Genomic DNA, 15,450 nt, shown 5'->3' with positions numbered 1-15,450 from the left:
TCCGCGCAAAATCCTTGAACTCTTAATCAGCGGGTCCTAGGTTCGAACCCTAGTGCGCCCACCAAATCTTTCAGCGGCTTAGAGCTAGAACGGCCTCTTTGAAGTCCCTCGGTCCGCCTCGGACGTAACAGCTGACGTAACATCGCACGACTTCGTGAGACGCCGCTGGGCGATCAGCCTGCCGCGTCCCAGGTTGGCTGTGCACCTTGTCGGCGGCGTGCCCGGCCAACCAGCGTTTGTGGAGTGCTGGGTCTCGCCAATAGGCTGGGCGGCCTCTCCGTCGCAGTCACCGCATTCGAAAAGGAAGTTCACTGCGAGTAGGCTGTGCTCCGCGGTCGGGACGTGGGCAGGCGGGAGAGCACACACGAGCGCTACCGCTCATCAGCAGAGGTGCTGCCCGAAAGGGCACTTCCCTAAGCCACATCCTGCTTCCGCGCTTGTACGTTCGATATAAGCCTGGGAGCGGCGCTTCACAGGAACTCGACCCCTCCCGCAACGTCGGTCGAGGCGCGACCGCTGGCCACACTCCGGGCCGACGCGCTCGACGCCGCGCTCGATCAGAGCCTGTGGACGCGCGGCCTGCTGGTGCGGCGCAGCCTGTCGGACGAGTCTTTCGCCTACTTCACGACCTGGTTCCCAGCCGGCACGCCGGTCGAAAGGCTGGTGATGATAGAGGGGCGACGCTGGGCGATCGAGGACGCGTTAGAGACTGCTAAGAGGGAACTCGGGCTGGCCCACAACGATAGCCGCTCGTGGCACGGCTGGCACCAGCACGTGAGCCTTGTGATGCTGGCCTCTGCGATGCTGGCGCGGGTGCGCCGGCCGGGCAACGGGCCGCCCCAAAAACGACGCTCATCGCCAAGCTCGCAGGTGCCGTGGTCCAGGCAGGAGATCCGGCGCGTCGCGGTGCGGCTGGCGCAGCGGCGAATTGAGCCCACCTTCGTGCTCGCATGGTCAGCCTGGCGGCGCGCCCACCAAGCTGCCACTCGACAGGCGCATCTCAGAAAGAGATGCAACTGTAATGCTAATCGCCCTTAGCCATTACACGCGCGATCCAGTCCGAAAAAAGCGGAACTAATGTATAGACCCCGTACTTACCCGGTCGAGAGCAACCTTCCCCCCAAGAAACAATTCCGGCAAGGATTAAGCGCCCTCGGCCATCTGGGACCATCAATGGGCCGCCACTATCCCCCTGGCAGGAGTCCTTCCCTCCCTCTGCGAAACCAGCACAAAACATGCTTTCAGTGATGCTGTCGCCATAGGCTGCAGCGCCAGTACAATCCGACTTACTGACAATCTGAACACTGACATTCCTCAGAACGTTCGAAACTCTCCCATCCTCGCGTGTCAATCCCCATCCGGAAACAATCGCAATCAACCCCGGCCGAGATAGATTCGAAGCAGCCTCTGGAGATAGCAAGCCGATCGGAACTTCACCAATGGGCGCCGCGAGTTTCAAGACTGCTATATCGTTACTGTAATCTGTTGGCGACCAGTCTTCATGTAGCACAATCTTAGAAACGAGACTTATTTGACCAGGATCATTAAGATAGTTAGTTCCCGATAATACCTGCAGGTTTTCCGGGGCGGTTTGGCCGTATACACAATGCGCCGCAGTAAGAACCCAATCAGGTCCAATTACACTCCCACCACAGAAGTGAGAAAGCTTATTGTCGATGCCCTTTATTCCGATAGATACCTGCCAGGGATAAGCTCGCAGCGGGGCCGGAGTTCCTCCTACTATTCGAGGGTCGACTGAAACCTGCCTTCCGGAGCCGACAGAGAATTCGATCGCGTCCCGTATCACTGCTGGGATCTCGCTTTCAGACGAGCTGCGCGACGCGTACGGGTTATACAAACGATCTGGGCCGAGCTGGCGTTCGGATGCAGCTCCGGCGCCGTACGCACTGAAAGATGCGAATAGCAGCACAGACCAGAAAGCAGGAGGCAAGCACGAAGATTTGCCAAGTCGCATTCTCAATATCCTTAAGGCGTGATTCGCTCAGCTATCCAGCCGCTAAATTTGGCTATGTTCAGGTATACGCCCGGGTATTTTGCGGTTCCACATCCAACGCCCCAACTGACGATTCCTAGTAGATAGGGTGTTCCTCGAATGTAAGCCATCGCAGGACCGCCGCTGTCTCCTTGACACGAGTCCACGACCCCCAATCCAGCGCAGATCATCGTATCCTGGACGAGTCCGTCATACATTGCTTTATCATTACATTGCTCCCGTGACATGATAGGCACAAAAGCATTTAAAAGTGCATTTGAGAGCGGTTGCCCTTCACCAAAGTAAATCCTTCCCCAACCAGCTATCAATACCTTGCTAGCGGGCGCCTTCAAGAATTCTTCAGCTGCAGGAGAGGCAATCAAGGGTATGTGTGCCTTGTCAGAATCAGCGCTCAAAGAAAGGAGAGCTAAATCGTTGCTTGGGACATTATTAGAATCGACCCTGTAGTCGGGGTGAACATGGATCTTCGCGACGTATAGAGCTGTACCCCCCATACTCAAGTAGTTAGATCCGACTAACACCTCTATTTGGTCTGGGCCGACAGCCTGCATCTTGATTAGTCCAGACTCTATAATTGGCTTCACAATACAATGCGCAGCCGTCGCGACCCAATTTTTTCCGATCAACACACCGCCGCAGAAGTGACCAATGCTATGCGGGGCGCCTTTGATACCTATTGAGACTGTCCAGGGATAGGCATTCTCGGGGGCAGCGTTCGCGTTGCCTGAGATCCTATCCTCCGCCTTACCGCTCTCAATCGCTTTTTTCTGAGCTTCAAAAGGCGCAAGCGAACGACTTTGTATCTTTGGGGGGTCTGCTAAAACAGTCACCGTCTCAAGGAGCAGGCCCGCGAGCACAGCCGCCAAAAACAGGACAGTGCCCGCCGACGAAGTTTCCCTCATTTGGCGCCTCCCGTCGTATTGCGGATCCAATCTGAGTAGGCGCTAACATCCACATAGACCGTCGGCTTTGTTGAGGATGGTGGGCACCCTTCTCCCCATCCGACCAGCCCAGCTAAATAGCGTTGTCCGTCCGAATTGTTGAGTACCAGCGGACTGCCACCGAAGCCTACGCAGGCTTCCTGCAACCGGTCCAACGACTGTGCGCAGAACTGCCCCTCGAATCTTGCTTCCGAATAGAAAGAAGGGCTCGAACAAACTTCCTCGGACAGAATTCTTGTAGGCAGAAGCTTCAGCAGGTAAAGTGAAGCGGGATCTGCTTCGAGATTTGTATATCCCCAGCCAAGTACCTGGCCAACCGCTCCGACCCTCTCGCGTGCAGATCGACCTTGGCCGAAAATCAGCGGGACAAGCTTTAGATTAGGACTTGGAGAAAGACGTAGAAGTGCGATTTCCGCCGTATGAGATAGCTGATTCCATTCCGGATGGATGACCACTTTATCTACAGCGCTTGACTTCGCCTTCCGAAAGTCGGCTTCCCCTACGAGAACGGATCCCGATCTTTGGTGAAAATTAGCCGCGCAATAGGCAGTTGTGGCGATCCAGTCCTCAGCAATCGCGACACCGGCACAATAGTAAGCATTATCTGCGCTCGGCCCGTTCGTTATCGCTACTACCCACGGATAAGCTTCAATAGGCGCCAATTGAGATCTTCCGTTGACGGTAGGGCTTGTCGGTCTTTCACTGTTTTGAGACTTAGAATTCATCTGTAGTTGCTTATTGCCGAGTGCTGGCGCGTTCAGTTTATCGAGTTCTCGGGCAATATTTGGACTTTTGATTGCATTTCTAATAATGTCTCCGAGAAAATCTGCTGCTTGTGCTTGCCTCGCAAAGCTAAAGACCAAGAACAACGTGGCTACTAAGATTCTTAGGGCCATCGGACTATGCTCTTTGCAGGTTGGCGTTATCGCTGTCGCATTGTACAAGATTTTTCCCCCTACGTAGGCGAATGTCAATGCAGGTTATCCGAATTGACTCACGGTCGCTCACGAGCAACGATTTGGCGCAATGGCTTGGGCCGAGGGTCTGGACTCGATCACCACCAGGACACGATGACGGCCGCAGGTGCGACGGCTGAAGCGTGGTCGCGCGCAAGCTTGTCGTAGCGGGTCGCGATGCGGCGGAAGTCTTTCAGGCGGTTGAAAGTTGCCTCAATGCGCCAGCGTTCGCGATGGCGGCGTTTGTCGTGACAGCCGTGGCGCTTGCGGCCGAGCTTGGCTGGGATGATGGGTGTGATGCCGTTCCCTCGCAGGTCGGCACTCAGGCAGTCTGTGTCGTGGCCTTTGTCGCTGGTCAGGAGGCGGATGCGACCGGGAGCTTCCGCGAGCACCTCTGGGCCGTGCGCAAATCGCTGGTGTTGCTGGGCGTCAGCAGTAGAACGCCGGGGCGGCCGAAGACATCGACGGGAGCATAGATCTTGCTCGTCTGGCCGCCGCGCGACGGACTAATCGCCTGCGCCTTCGCAACCCTTATGGATGGCCCGCCCCTCGCCAGCCTGCACTGCTAGGCTTGCGGTGTTGCCGAGATGAGGAAGCAGATGATGACGATCGCAATGCTCGGGATTGATTTAGGCAAGAACAGGTGCAGTCTCGTTGGGCTGGATGAGCCCGGGTGGGTCGTGCTGCGCCGACGCATGCGCCGCGAGATGGTGCTCGCCTTCGGCGCGAAGATGCCGCCTTGCGTCGTCGCCTTGGAGGCCAATTGCAGCGCGCATCACATGGGCCGTGCCCTCGCGGCCCAAGGACACGCCGTCCGGCTGATGTCGCCCAAGTACGTGCGTCCCTACGTCAAAGCCCAGAAGAACGACGGCTGCGATGCCGAGGCAATCGCCGAGGCGGCCTTGCGTCCGACCATGCGGTTCGTGACGCTCAAGTCGGAACCACAGCTCAACGTGCAAACCCTGCACCGAGTGCGTGATCAATTGGTCGGCGAGCGTACGGCGCTGATGAACCAGATCCGTGCCATCCTACTGGAGCGCGGTCACGTCGTGGCGCAAGGATGCGCCAAGCTCACCGTCTTTCTTGCCAGCCTGCTCGACGCTGATTCGGGCTCGTCGCTGACGCCGCGTATGGGTGCTCTCGTGGCCGAGGTTCGCGAGCGCTGGCATCTCCTCAATCAGCGCAGTGCCGCACTCGACGCTGAGTTCGCCAAGCAGGCCCGTACAGATGAGCAGGCGCGGCGGTTGACCACCATCCCGGGCATCGGCGCGCCCAACGCGACCGCGCTCGTGGCGGCGATTGGTGATGTGGCCAGATCGCGCCCGCGGGCGCGATCTGGCAGCGTGGTTAGGCCTGGTACCGCATCAGATGACGACAGGCGGCCGGTGCAAGCTCGTCGGCATCACCAAGCGCGGCAGCAAGTATCTGCGCAAGATGCAGATCCAGGGTGCGCGATCCGCAACGCCGACACTGCGGCAGAATGAGACGCAACTTGGTCAGTGGTTGCGTGGGCTGCTGGCGCGGGCCCATGCGAACACCGCGGTCGTGGCGCTGGCTGCCAAGATGGCCCGCATCGTCTAGGCGCTTCTGCGGCATGAGCGCGTCTACCAAGCTGCGGCCATTGCCGCCCGATCCGAGTTTTGCCGGCACAGGGCACGTCGGCCTTCCGATGTCTGCGAGTGGTGAGAGGAGGACGGCCTGACAGTCGACCGGTGTCCTGGAAGCGTCCCGCCGAAAACAGCGCTCGACGCCGTCGCCCTTATGAGACCCAGGCGGACGTGGCGGGCCATACGTTTTCGCCAGCGGCCGAACCCTGGATTTGGTCTCGCCTGACCGATGACGGGCTGCCGCCAAGCCAAGATGGGCACCGAAACCCCTGGAACGTCCGAACGGCTCTAGCTGGTCGATCGTGGAGCGCAAGGCTAAGGCGGTGATTGAGCAAACCACTGGCACGCTCACCAGGAGGCGGCAGGCCGTCTTGCCGCGCAAGAAGACAAGCACCTTATTGCCCAGCTGATCATCGTTTCTTCCCAGCAGGAAATTTTCAAGAAGACGTGAGTGCGAAGGTCGGAGCCGATCTGGATGCCGAAGCACGAGCCGAGCATTAATCTCATGTGTCTGGATTAGGGGTTAGCCGTCTACCACCTCCACGAACGCGTGACGTCGCGGCGCATTGTGTGCCGCGATCTGTTCGGCGGTTCCCGGCGTACGACATCCGTTCCGTAAAGAACCCTTGCCAGCCGAAATTTTAGATGCAATCCTCACAAACCGAGATGGGAGGACAGTATGAAGTGCATCCCTTTTCTTGCAACATTATTGCTGGCTTTCTCTTCTTCGGCTTCTACCGCTCACGATCTTTGGGGCATCGCAAATCCTGCACTGCATGACCCCGAAATAATGGTAGCAAATGACTTAGCCTCCGCAGCGAATAGCCAGCCCGCCACTTCTAAGGAACGCTACATCTTAGAACGCGCCCTGCTCTGGCGGCCTGGAGCCGCCCTTCGGGCATGCTTCCTCAATGGAAGTTCGTCTGACCAAGACGCGGTGGCATCGGCGATTGATGCACTCAATCTCAGCGCCAATAAGGTGAATCTGACAGTAAATTTCGTAGGAGATTGCTCTTCATCTGGCGCTCCTGAGATTCGAATCAGCTTTCAGGATGGATGCTGTTTCGCCTACGTAGGCAGGACAGCCCTTCACTCCCAGCTTCGCGGCAGGCCAACAGTCTATTTACAGCCCGGACTTCCCAAGTACATCATCCAGCACGAGATCCTTCATGCCTTTGGTGTTCATCATGAGCATCAGAACCCGGACGGCGCGAACTGCTATGACAATTTGATCAACGTTGCGAGCTACGCGAGCAGCAATGGATGGAATGTTACTACCGTCGAGGATAATCTCCGCGTTCTAGGAAGAAATCAGAGAAAATTTCTATTTTCAACCGACCGAGACGAGAAGTCGATCACTCATTATCACATTCCAGCTGAGCACCTGAAGGGGGGGAAGTCTGACCCCTGCTTTGTCAAGGTGAACACTGTTCTGAGCCAAGGTGATTATTTGGGGTTGCGCATTGCTTATCCAATGGGTTCTGATGGCGCCAAGGCTCGCAGTGAAGCAGTCGTTGCAATTTCTACTAACAAGCTTCCGGGAAGGCTGCCGGAATTCTTCAAATCCGTTTCGCTTGAGTGAGTCGATCCACAAACGTAGCCAGCAGGTTGTGCAATGCAAACGTTTGGCTTGCTATTCCTTTGCGTTGTGTCCAGCGGGGTAACTTCGCTCGTTACCAACGTGAACCATCAGAGTAGACCGACTCTGCTCGCGCAGTTGAGTGCAGGGGGGGCGGCCAGCAGAACGAATGGCGCCAATCGCTACGGGGATCGATTTATGGCTCCTCATGATCTGCGGCCACTCCAAGATGACGGAGTAATGGGCGGCAGATCGGACGCCGGACGCCTAAACCCCGACAGGCATTGCGGTCCCGGAAGCGCATGCGGAGGAGAAGGCGCAGATCCGATAGTTCCTCCCACACCAGCCCCGCCGCCGGGAACAGATCCGAAATCCAACAGGGTACAGTGATCGTGTGCATCAGGTGAGGCACGATACCCCAACTGCGAAGGCCCTTAGCGGATTGGAGCAAACAAATGCCTCAAGCTCTCCTCCTTCAACCAGCTGCCTCCGGCAGACCCGAGGCAGGTACGGTCCAGCCGCGGTAGCGCTCAGAAAACTACATTCATATTATGGCTCTACCGCTACGATTACAGAGCGCGATAGCGGCCTCATGTTGCGGCGCGGGGTCTGATGCGAGTAGCAGTAGATTTTGCTAAAACTGTATCGATTACTCGATGAAGCTAACTTTGAAGCAGCTAAGCTTATTTATCCCTTGTGTAATGCTTGCGTTGCTTGGATGGACATTGCGAAATCAAGGCAGCAGGAAGGAGGCCGCTGCCTTTGACCGTACGTTCCCCGGTGTCGTGGCGGCGGAGTTTTCTCGCGATAGAATTCTTTGCTCCGGTGTGATTGTTTCTCGCACAGCTATACTAACCGCCGCTCACTGCCTGTGCGAGGAGCGGCCTATTTCAGCTTTCATAGGGCGTACAGTGTTTGCTGAAGGGAATGCAGGCTTTCAAACTCGATTAGATCTGCAGCTTAGGGAAATCCTTTTCTTTGATGAACCATTTTGTGAGCAATACCGTATAAATGCTGTCGAAGCGATGCGCCGGGGAGATGTCGCGCTTGTATGGTTTAAACATGCCCTGCCAGACGACATTGCAGCGGCTGTCCTTCCCCAATCCGGCTTGAGCAGGCTCGACGCAGTGTACTCGCGTTTTGTGGCCGTGGGCTGGGGAGAGAGCGACAATCTTTGGAGGCCCGGTCGGAAGAATTTTACTGAGATCAAGCTTGTTAGTAGACTGTGTGGCGAATCTGATCAGCAACTCCTTGGCTGTTCAAGCATGGAAATTGTCGCAGCGGATAAGCCGTACGACACCTGTTATGCAGACAGCGGAGGGGCTTTGTACGCTGTAAGTGACAAAGGAGATCTCGAACTTATGGCCGTGACATCGCGTGCTTTGCGCGCGACAGAAGGGGGCATGTGTGGAGATGGAGGAGTATACACCTCACTCGAGAACCGCGATATACGTTCCTGGTTCGTGAGAACTCTTGCGAAGGGGAAATGAGAAATGGTGCCTCTAGGCGGACTACTAGTTTTATCTATTGCGGCGATCCTGTTTTCAGGGAGCAGAGCGTCTGCGCAAGCGCGTTCAGAAACAGCTCGAAATAGTCCGCGTATTATTAACGGCGTTGCGGTTTTTCCTGGCCAGGGCCCCTGGGCAGTATCCCTGCGGAGACCGAGTGCTCCCGGAGATTCGACGCGCATACATTTTTGTGGCGGTTCCTTTGTTGGGCCACGTTATGACGATGCTCTGCAGATAGTGGCTGGATGGAGTTCATCCGAGGTGAGGCCGCAATGGGTGTTAACCGCGGCGCATTGCGTTGTCAAAGATGGAGAAACGATTAAGGCATCTGAGTTAAGGGTTTTGGGTGGAACCAGGGACCTTTCCGATGCTACAAAGGGAGAGGAGCAGGCAGTAGAACGTATCATAGTGCATGAAAGCTTCAATAATCTGACCCTCGAAAATGACATAGCCTTACTTAAATTAAGCGAACCTGCGAAGGATATTGCACGCACACTGAGAAACACAGTGCGTCTTCCTAGCATTGGAGATATTAACTGGGTTGGAAAGCCCTATTTGGCGGTTCGCGCTCAAGGGTGGGGCCGAACTGCCGGTGGCTACCAATCGCCAACCTTGCAAGAAGTAGTTATTCCACTTGTGGAGCGGTCTATATGTCGGTCCGTTTTTGAGCCAAACGGCGAGAAAATACCAGAGGGTGCGATCTGCGGCGGTTTTGTATCTGGTGATTTCGATTCATGCCAGGGTGACAGTGGTGGGCCACTTGTATATAGGTCGCAATCGAGCTCGGCAAGAAGTGGGTTTAGCGTCGATCCAGTTCTGATTGGTGTTATTAGCTGGGGTATTGGATGCGGTTTCGCCGATCTATATGGGGTGTATACGAGCTCACTATTTTACCGGAAATGGGCTGAGACTGCTGTGCAGAATTACTATTTGGGAAAATGAGCTTGGTCGAGCGGTGTGTGCCGGTTCGCATCTGCACCGCAAATTCCAACGAAATGGACCATATGCGAAGTGGCCGCTCTGCATCCAGCCCTTGCGCATCGGATCCAACGACAATGAGCCTTCGTTTGCGAGCGCTGACCAACAAGGATTAGCATTATTAAGCCGGCCTTCGACATGCCCAGTTCCTGAGGGATCGCCCTGCTGTGCCATGGGATCGGCGCACGTCCATCATCGCCCGCACAATGACAAATCCGTGCTTCGGCGAAGCCTGAGTAATGACTGCCTCGGTTGAGCAAAACGCCCAATGGTCCGCGTTTGAGCCCTCGATGCACGCGCCCCCTAGCTGTTTGATCCCGCGGTGTGGTGGTACGGTTGACCACCATGCTGCGAGGGATGCGCTATGGGCCAAATTCTCTATGGCAGCGCCCGCACGACGGAGGCGATCCGTCGCGCAATACAGCTACGTCAAGAGAGCGTGAGAGCGTCGGCTAAGCGCTACGGCGTCAGCCCGACGACGATCCAGAAATGGCGCGCACGGCAGTCGACGGCCGATGCCGCCATGGGGCCGAAAGAACCTCGGTCGACGGTCCTGACACCTGAGGACGAGGCGATCATCGTCGCCTTCCGGCGGCATACCCTGCTGCCGCTGGACGACTGCCTCTACGGTCTACAGCCCACCCTCCCGCACCTGACCCGCTCGTCGCTGCACCGTTGCCTTGAGCGGCACGGCATCAGCCGGCTGCCAGAGATGGAAGGCGACAAGCCCAAGAAGAAGCGCTTTGCCGATTACCCCTTCGGCTACATGCACATCGATATCGCCGAGGTTAGGACAGAACAGGGCAAGCTCTACCTGTTTGTGGCCATCGACCGAACCTCGAAGCTGGCTTTCGCCAAGCTGGAAGCAGAAGCCAACCGCTACACAGCATCGGACTTCCTCCGCGCGCTGGTCGCGTTCGTGCCGTACAAGATCCACACCGTGCTGACCGACAACGGTGTCCAGTTCTGCGATGCCCCGCGCAACCGCTCAGGCCCCACCGCCCTCTACAGCCGGCACATGTTCGATCGCGTCTGCCACGAGCACGGCATCAAGCATCGCCTGACCAAGCCCAACCATCCGTGGACCAACGGTCAAGTCGAGCGGATGAACCGCACCATCAAGGACCAACGGTCAAGCGCTACCATTACGAAACCCACGAACAGCTCCGGGCACACCTGCAGCTGTTCGTCGATGCCTACAACCATGCCCGTCGGCTGAAGACCCTGCGGGGCCTCACGCCCTACGAGAATGTCCTTCAGGTCTGGACCAAAGAGCCCGGACGCTTCAGGCTCGACCCGTCACACCACATCCGGGGACCATACACCTAGAGCGCCATCCGAGCGCGCTGAAACGTCTTTCGAGCTGAGGGGTTGGTCGTCGAAGGAGAGCGCCGATGTCCTCAGCCCTGTCCGTCGATCTGCGTCAGCGGGTGGTTTATGCCGTCGAGGCCGGCGCGTCCCGGGACCAGGCAGCAGAACGCTTCGGGGTGAGCTTGGCGAGCGCCAGTCGCTGGTGCGGACAGTTCGCACGGGAGCGCCACGTCGCGCCCAAGCCGATGGGTGGTGATCAGCGCTCGCACCGGATCGAGGCTCATGCCGGACTGATCCTGTCGCTCTACGACGCGCAGCCCGGCATCCACCTGCACGAGCTACGGACCGCTCTGGCTGAGCGCGGCGTTTGCGTGGCCCAGAGCAGCCTCTCGCACTTCTTCAAGCGCCACGGCATCTCACGAAGAAAAGCACGGGTCACGCAGCCGAGCAGGAGCGCGAGGACGTAAAGACGGCACGTGAGACATGGTTCGAGGACCAACTCGATCTCGATCCGGATGTCTTGTGTTCATCGACGAGACCGCAGCCAACACCGCCATGGCGCGACGCTACGGGCGCGCTCCGCGCGGCGAGCGCTGCCGGATGAGCGTGCCCCAGGGCCACTGCAGAACCACGACCGTCACGGTACGGCAGGCCTGCGCGCCAGCGGCATCACCGCGCCCTGGCTGCTCGACTGTGCCATGGACGGGCAGGCCGTCCGCACCTACGTGGCCGACGTGCTCGCCCCCACCCTCCAGCCCGTTGACACGGTCGTGCTCGACAACCTGCCCGCTCACAAGGTGAGCAGCATCCGTGAGCACATCGAGGCCGCGGGGGCCAAGCTCCTCTGCCTCCCAGCTTACAGCCCCGACTTCGGCCCGATCGAATTGGCCTTTGCGAAGCTGAAGTCTCTCCTGCGTAGCGCGGCGGCGCGGACTATCCCAGACCTCTGGGACGCCATCTGGCGCAGCCTGACCCGCTTCGCACCAACTAAGTGTCGAACCTATCTCGCCGCTGCAAGATATGCCGCAACCTGATCGGATGACGCTCTAGTTGGGTGCGACTATCCCGGCTCGGCGTGGCGTCGTGACGACGGCCTCACGGCCAGACTGGATGCACGCCCGAGCAGGTCGCAGCAACTCAGTCAGCCTGCCCCGCCTGAGGTTAAACCTAAACGAGTCCGACCGCGCCGTCGGCAATCGCCTAAGGGGGCTTCTGAAAAATCCTTGTCTAGGTTGCCGCCGTACACGGCCGAGGAATGAACGGGGTCGCGCGGCACCATTTTGGCGCACTCTTTATTCACGCCGCTGTGGCCCGACGGAATACCCTGTCACCAGGCTCCAATATATATAGCCATCGCTTCCCAAGCTATATTTGTAATTAAGAAGAATCTTCCTTCCGCGGAAGTTTCTATCTAGTATTATGTTCCATGTTTCGGTTGTTACTTGTGGAGACCCAATTTGACTTGGTGCAGATTGCAAGACTTCACCTTCGAAGCACTTGAGTAGTGGGGAAAAGTTTCTTACAAAAGTTCGTCCAGAACGTTTCAGGTCGGACTGTTGGTCAGTAACTTCGACGCGCCTTATACAGTCGATGCTCTCCAAGAAATTTCTATTATCTGTCTGTTCCAGCGGTTGGGGATAGCAATGCCAGTCGAAATTTGTCTCCTGAATAAATCGTCGCGGGTCCCGTCTAAACGATCGGATTACATGATCTGGCCCCCGCTCAAGCGTGTCGACTTGGTTCCGAACCTGGTCGCAATCTATGTCTCCGGGTGCAGACAATGACGCAGTCGTAGGCATGCATACCATCAGGGCAAGCAGCGTGCGTCTAGTGTAGTGCATTCTCAGCTCCGAGGTGACACAAACAGGCGTCTAAGATAGTAGTCTCGTTTATCTTGAGCGCTGTTGAATGATTCTATTTGACGCGACGGAAAAATGGCCTCCTCAAACAAGGCTATGTTGTTCACTAGGTTAACTACCGAAAGACGCATTCGCTTGTCTGACGCACTAGTGCCAAGATTAAAAGCCGAAATACGCTCAGTTACGGTCCCATGATGAGCAGCATTTGAAAATTCGTAATCAGATAGTTTCGATATAGTGCTGAGCACAATATCTGATGTGGCGCCGGGAAATAGGATTCTGTAGCACCAGCCTGAAATCGCGTCCGCCATCAACTCATAGGTCCTGACGTCAACGGACCTACCCTGACAGATCTGTCTCTTCAAATTTGATGATGCGACGTACTGAGCGACATGTGCAATCTCATGACCGAGCACGTAGGTTACGGCCTCGCCACTCCCGAGCTCACTAACTAAGTTTGCCGGAAACCGGATCGTAGCTCGGGTATTTAAACAATCGGGCGAAGCGCTAGGCGAAAAACGGCCCAGTTTAAATTCATAATCAAAGGTCGGAGCTGCTTCGCCGAGTACCGAGAGCAGACGCGAACCTATCACACTCACTATTCTCGCGTTGGCGGATTGCGCTGAAGCTGGAGATGATTGCCCTTCCTCCTCGATGCTTGCTGTCAGGCAGCCGCGATCCGAATCGGCGCACAAAGGGGTAGGGAGCAGCATCGTTAGGCTGCAAGCACAGCCTGAGAGAACGCTGCGTCTAGTCTGGCCGTCTTTGAACGATGAGCGCATCTCGCCTCACTGTCTCCTCGATCCACGGCCGAATGCGACCAACGCGAGTGTAGACGCCGAAGTAACCAGGTTGCCCGCAACCCCTGCCAAAACTCACTATGCCTACTTGAATCCAACCTGTTGGGCCGCCCCTTACGACGAGTGGCCCGCCGCTATCACCCTGACACGAGTCTGCGCCGCCAGACACGTATCCAGCGCAAACATGTCCTGGATCGATCCCAAGCCCCGCATAAGCTTGGCTGCACTCGGTCAGGCTTCTAAGCGGAACCGATGCTTTTAGAAGTATTGCTGATGGAGCTGCGCGCTCGCTAATCCTACCCCATCCGGTGACAACAGCGCAAGCTCCTGGAACCCCGAACACCCTATCAGTCGTAATAGTTGCCGGAGTCACAAGAGACCGGTCGTCATCGAAATTGTATCCCGAGTCCAATTTCAGTAGAGCTACGTCGTGCCGCTTGGCTGGGTCATCTGGACTATACTCCTCATGGACGTATGCTCTGACGACCTTGCGCTCTTCGCCCATGGGCCGGTTTGCATTATCCGGTCTGTAAATTCTAATCGAGACGTTCGGCTGAAGATAAGGAATCGAGCCGGTTGTTTCACGGGTAACACAATGCGCTGCCGTTAGAACCCATGTGCGCCCAACCAGAGAACCTCCGCAGAATCCTGACAAAGTCGACTGTACGGAAACCTGCCAGGGAAAGTCGCGAGCGTCCGCCTCTCGTCCGCCTACGACTCTTTCTTCAACCTTATTTTGGGCAGGCTCAAGGCATTCGAATGTTTGTGCAGCCGCCTGACCGATGCTAGAAAGTAAGGTCATGAACATCAGGGCTAATTTGCTGGCTTCCAATTTACTGCTCATCGGACGACCGTATATACGAGCCAAGCATCGGCCGCTCTTGGGAAAACAGGAGAAGCTTCTTCGTTCTCGATCGATGCTTTCATTGAAGTTTGCCAGTCGGCAGCTGCGAAATCAGTTGGGCGAGGATGGTCTTCGTAATTACTGGTTGCAAGAAAGTAAAATTGGCCGCGGCCAAGCCCTTCGAATTCGGATATAGAAATTTGATATCCAGAGCCTATCTCGCCGATACAAGTTTTAGTGCCTCCCTGAAGCAAAACAGCTTTCTCCCCTTTCGGGTGGGATCTTGAATTCGGGTAAAGACGTTCGATATTTCCCTTCGGCGGCGTATCCCAAACCGAGATGTACATATTAGAACGGGGGGAGACGCAAATGACGACCCGGGCGCCTAATCGGAATGAACTGGAAGGAGTTATAGCTTTGCGGCCGCCGACGACTTCGTATGCCAAAATACTTCCAGGCGCGCGAAGCTCGCAGGAGACTTCGCTGGGTTCTGGCAGCACCGATGCTCTGAAGCCCGGATCTGACCGGCATGCAGCCTCAGCAGGTCGTGATACTGCCGTTGTCATGAGCAGTTGCGTCGCCAGCACGAACGCAGCTGTTCGCGCTGGAAGTTGGTCTCGTTGGCCAATTATTGGTCGCACTGGATAGATTGCCCTCGCTAGCGCCGTAGGTCTTTGAGGTTCGCTCAAACCAAGGAAAGTTGCAAGACGGCGACGGGCATATTAAAATGTAAAATACGCACCAACAGTACATGATTGAAGACGTCGCCTGCTTTGCAGTCTTTCTATTTCCTTTGCTTCTCTCGGCTCACTGCTCGCCCGGTGCAGCCGCTTAGTTTTGCGCGGGTCGAAGTAACTCGCCATCGAATGGATTTGCGGGCGTTTGTACTTCTTTTTCAGGGAAGCCAGGGCCACCTGCAGCCGAGCGTCTGCCTGCCGTTCATGTTGTCCGTTGGTGGGTACCGTCCGGATGGACTTGCTTCGCAAAAGTGGCTCTTCGTCATTTCGTGTGGCATTCCCGCGCGTTCTCCGATCGTGCGAGCATGACGGAGCT

At 56.6% G+C, this 15,450-nt stretch carries 8 protein-coding genes and 6 pseudogenes; 7 read left to right on the top strand and 7 right to left on the bottom strand.

The genetic code is table 11. From position 1 onward, the window contains the following. Window positions 1-513: 513 nt before the first annotated feature. Window positions 514-932, top strand: a pseudogene (locus tag F6X53_RS30505) (IS701 family transposase); the annotation flags it as partial. 92 nt (window positions 933-1,024) lie between these two features. Here F6X53_RS30505 and F6X53_RS34185 read toward each other — a convergent pair. The 4 genes and pseudogenes from F6X53_RS34185 to F6X53_RS30485 all read right to left on the bottom strand — a co-directional run. Next, window positions 1,025-1,975 (bottom strand): serine protease, encoded by a 951-nt coding sequence (locus F6X53_RS34185; RefSeq protein ID WP_151005430.1) that lies wholly within the window; start codon window positions 1,973-1,975, stop codon window positions 1,025-1,027. Between the two features lie 11 nt (window positions 1,976-1,986). Continuing rightward, a complete protein-coding gene (locus tag F6X53_RS30495; RefSeq protein WP_151005428.1) occupies window positions 1,987-2,916 on the bottom strand; it encodes a serine protease in 930 nt (309 codons plus the stop codon). Further along, window positions 2,913-3,851 carry a serine protease gene (locus tag F6X53_RS30490; protein ID WP_151005426.1) on the bottom strand — a complete coding sequence of 313 codons (939 nt, stop codon included), beginning with the start codon at window positions 3,849-3,851 and terminating at the stop codon, window positions 2,913-2,915. Before F6X53_RS30490 ends, F6X53_RS30495 begins: the two co-directional genes overlap by 4 nt. Window positions 3,852-4,009: 158 nt before the next feature. Next, a pseudogene (locus tag F6X53_RS30485) lies at window positions 4,010-4,470 on the bottom strand (transposase); the annotation flags it as partial. Between the two features lie 43 nt (window positions 4,471-4,513). Between F6X53_RS30485 and F6X53_RS30480 the strand changes: the two are divergent. Then, window positions 4,514-5,492, top strand: a pseudogene (locus tag F6X53_RS30480) (IS110 family RNA-guided transposase). A 237-nt stretch (window positions 5,493-5,729) separates the two neighbouring features. On the opposite strand, the pseudogene F6X53_RS34180 reads toward F6X53_RS30480, so the two are convergent. Further along, window positions 5,730-5,870: pseudogene (locus tag F6X53_RS34180) on the bottom strand (transposase); the annotation flags it as partial. A gap of 327 nt (window positions 5,871-6,197) precedes the next feature. Here F6X53_RS34180 and F6X53_RS30470 point away from each other — a divergent pair. The 5 genes and pseudogenes from F6X53_RS30470 to F6X53_RS30450 all read left to right on the top strand — a co-directional run bounded on the left by F6X53_RS30470 (window position 6,198) and on the right by F6X53_RS30450 (window position 11,928). After that, window positions 6,198-7,100 (top strand): M12 family metallopeptidase, encoded by a 903-nt coding sequence (locus tag F6X53_RS30470; RefSeq protein WP_151005424.1) that lies wholly within the window; start codon window positions 6,198-6,200, stop codon window positions 7,098-7,100. Window positions 7,101-7,753: 653 nt separating this feature from the next. Next, window positions 7,754-8,587: a S1 family peptidase gene (locus F6X53_RS30465; RefSeq protein ID WP_151005422.1), complete on the top strand. Its 834-nt coding sequence runs from the start codon at window positions 7,754-7,756 to the stop codon at window positions 8,585-8,587. A 279-nt stretch (window positions 8,588-8,866) separates the two neighbouring features. Next, a complete protein-coding gene (locus tag F6X53_RS30460; protein WP_191971073.1) occupies window positions 8,867-9,547 on the top strand; it encodes a S1 family serine peptidase in 681 nt (226 codons plus the stop codon). 400 nt (window positions 9,548-9,947) lie between these two features. Beyond that, window positions 9,948-10,912 (top strand): annotated as a pseudogene (locus F6X53_RS30455) (IS481 family transposase). A 65-nt stretch (window positions 10,913-10,977) separates the two neighbouring features. Continuing rightward, a pseudogene (locus F6X53_RS30450) lies at window positions 10,978-11,928 on the top strand (IS630 family transposase). Window positions 11,929-13,503: 1,575 nt separating this feature from the next. On the opposite strand, the gene F6X53_RS34175 reads toward F6X53_RS30450, so the two are convergent. Together F6X53_RS34175 and F6X53_RS30440 are read right to left on the bottom strand one after the other, a co-directional pair. Further along, window positions 13,504-14,355, bottom strand: coding sequence for a serine protease (locus tag F6X53_RS34175; RefSeq protein WP_425324713.1), 852 nt, complete (start codon window positions 14,353-14,355; stop codon window positions 13,504-13,506). Window positions 14,356-14,393: 38 nt separating this feature from the next. Beyond that, a complete protein-coding gene (locus tag F6X53_RS30440) occupies window positions 14,394-14,897 on the bottom strand; it encodes a DUF4384 domain-containing protein (protein WP_191971071.1) in 504 nt (167 codons plus the stop codon). Window positions 14,898-15,450 lie beyond the last annotated feature (553 nt).

This window comes from Methylobacterium soli (assembly GCF_008806385.1).
Classification (GTDB): domain Bacteria; phylum Pseudomonadota; class Alphaproteobacteria; order Rhizobiales; family Beijerinckiaceae; genus Methylobacterium; species Methylobacterium soli.
The sequence above is the reverse complement of the archived record's forward strand: the minus strand, read 5'-3'. Positions and strand labels throughout refer to the sequence as shown.

Excerpts from the sequence above, each read along its gene's own strand:
- F6X53_RS34185 (WP_151005430.1), bottom strand. The coding sequence starts at position 1,975 with ATGCGACTTGGCAAATCTTCGTGCTTGCCTCCTGCTTTCTGGTCTGTG.
- F6X53_RS30495 (WP_151005428.1), bottom strand. The coding sequence starts at position 2,916 with ATGAGGGAAACTTCGTCGGCGGGCACTGTCCTGTTTTTGGCGGCTGTG.
- F6X53_RS30490 (WP_151005426.1), bottom strand. The coding sequence starts at position 3,851 with ATGGCCCTAAGAATCTTAGTAGCCACGTTGTTCTTGGTCTTTAGCTTT.
- F6X53_RS30470 (WP_151005424.1), top strand. The coding sequence starts at position 6,198 with ATGAAGTGCATCCCTTTTCTTGCAACATTATTGCTGGCTTTCTCTTCT.
- F6X53_RS30465 (WP_151005422.1), top strand. The coding sequence starts at position 7,754 with ATGAAGCTAACTTTGAAGCAGCTAAGCTTATTTATCCCTTGTGTAATG.
- F6X53_RS34175 (WP_425324713.1), bottom strand. The coding sequence starts at position 14,355 with ATGACCTTACTTTCTAGCATCGGTCAGGCGGCTGCACAAACATTCGAA.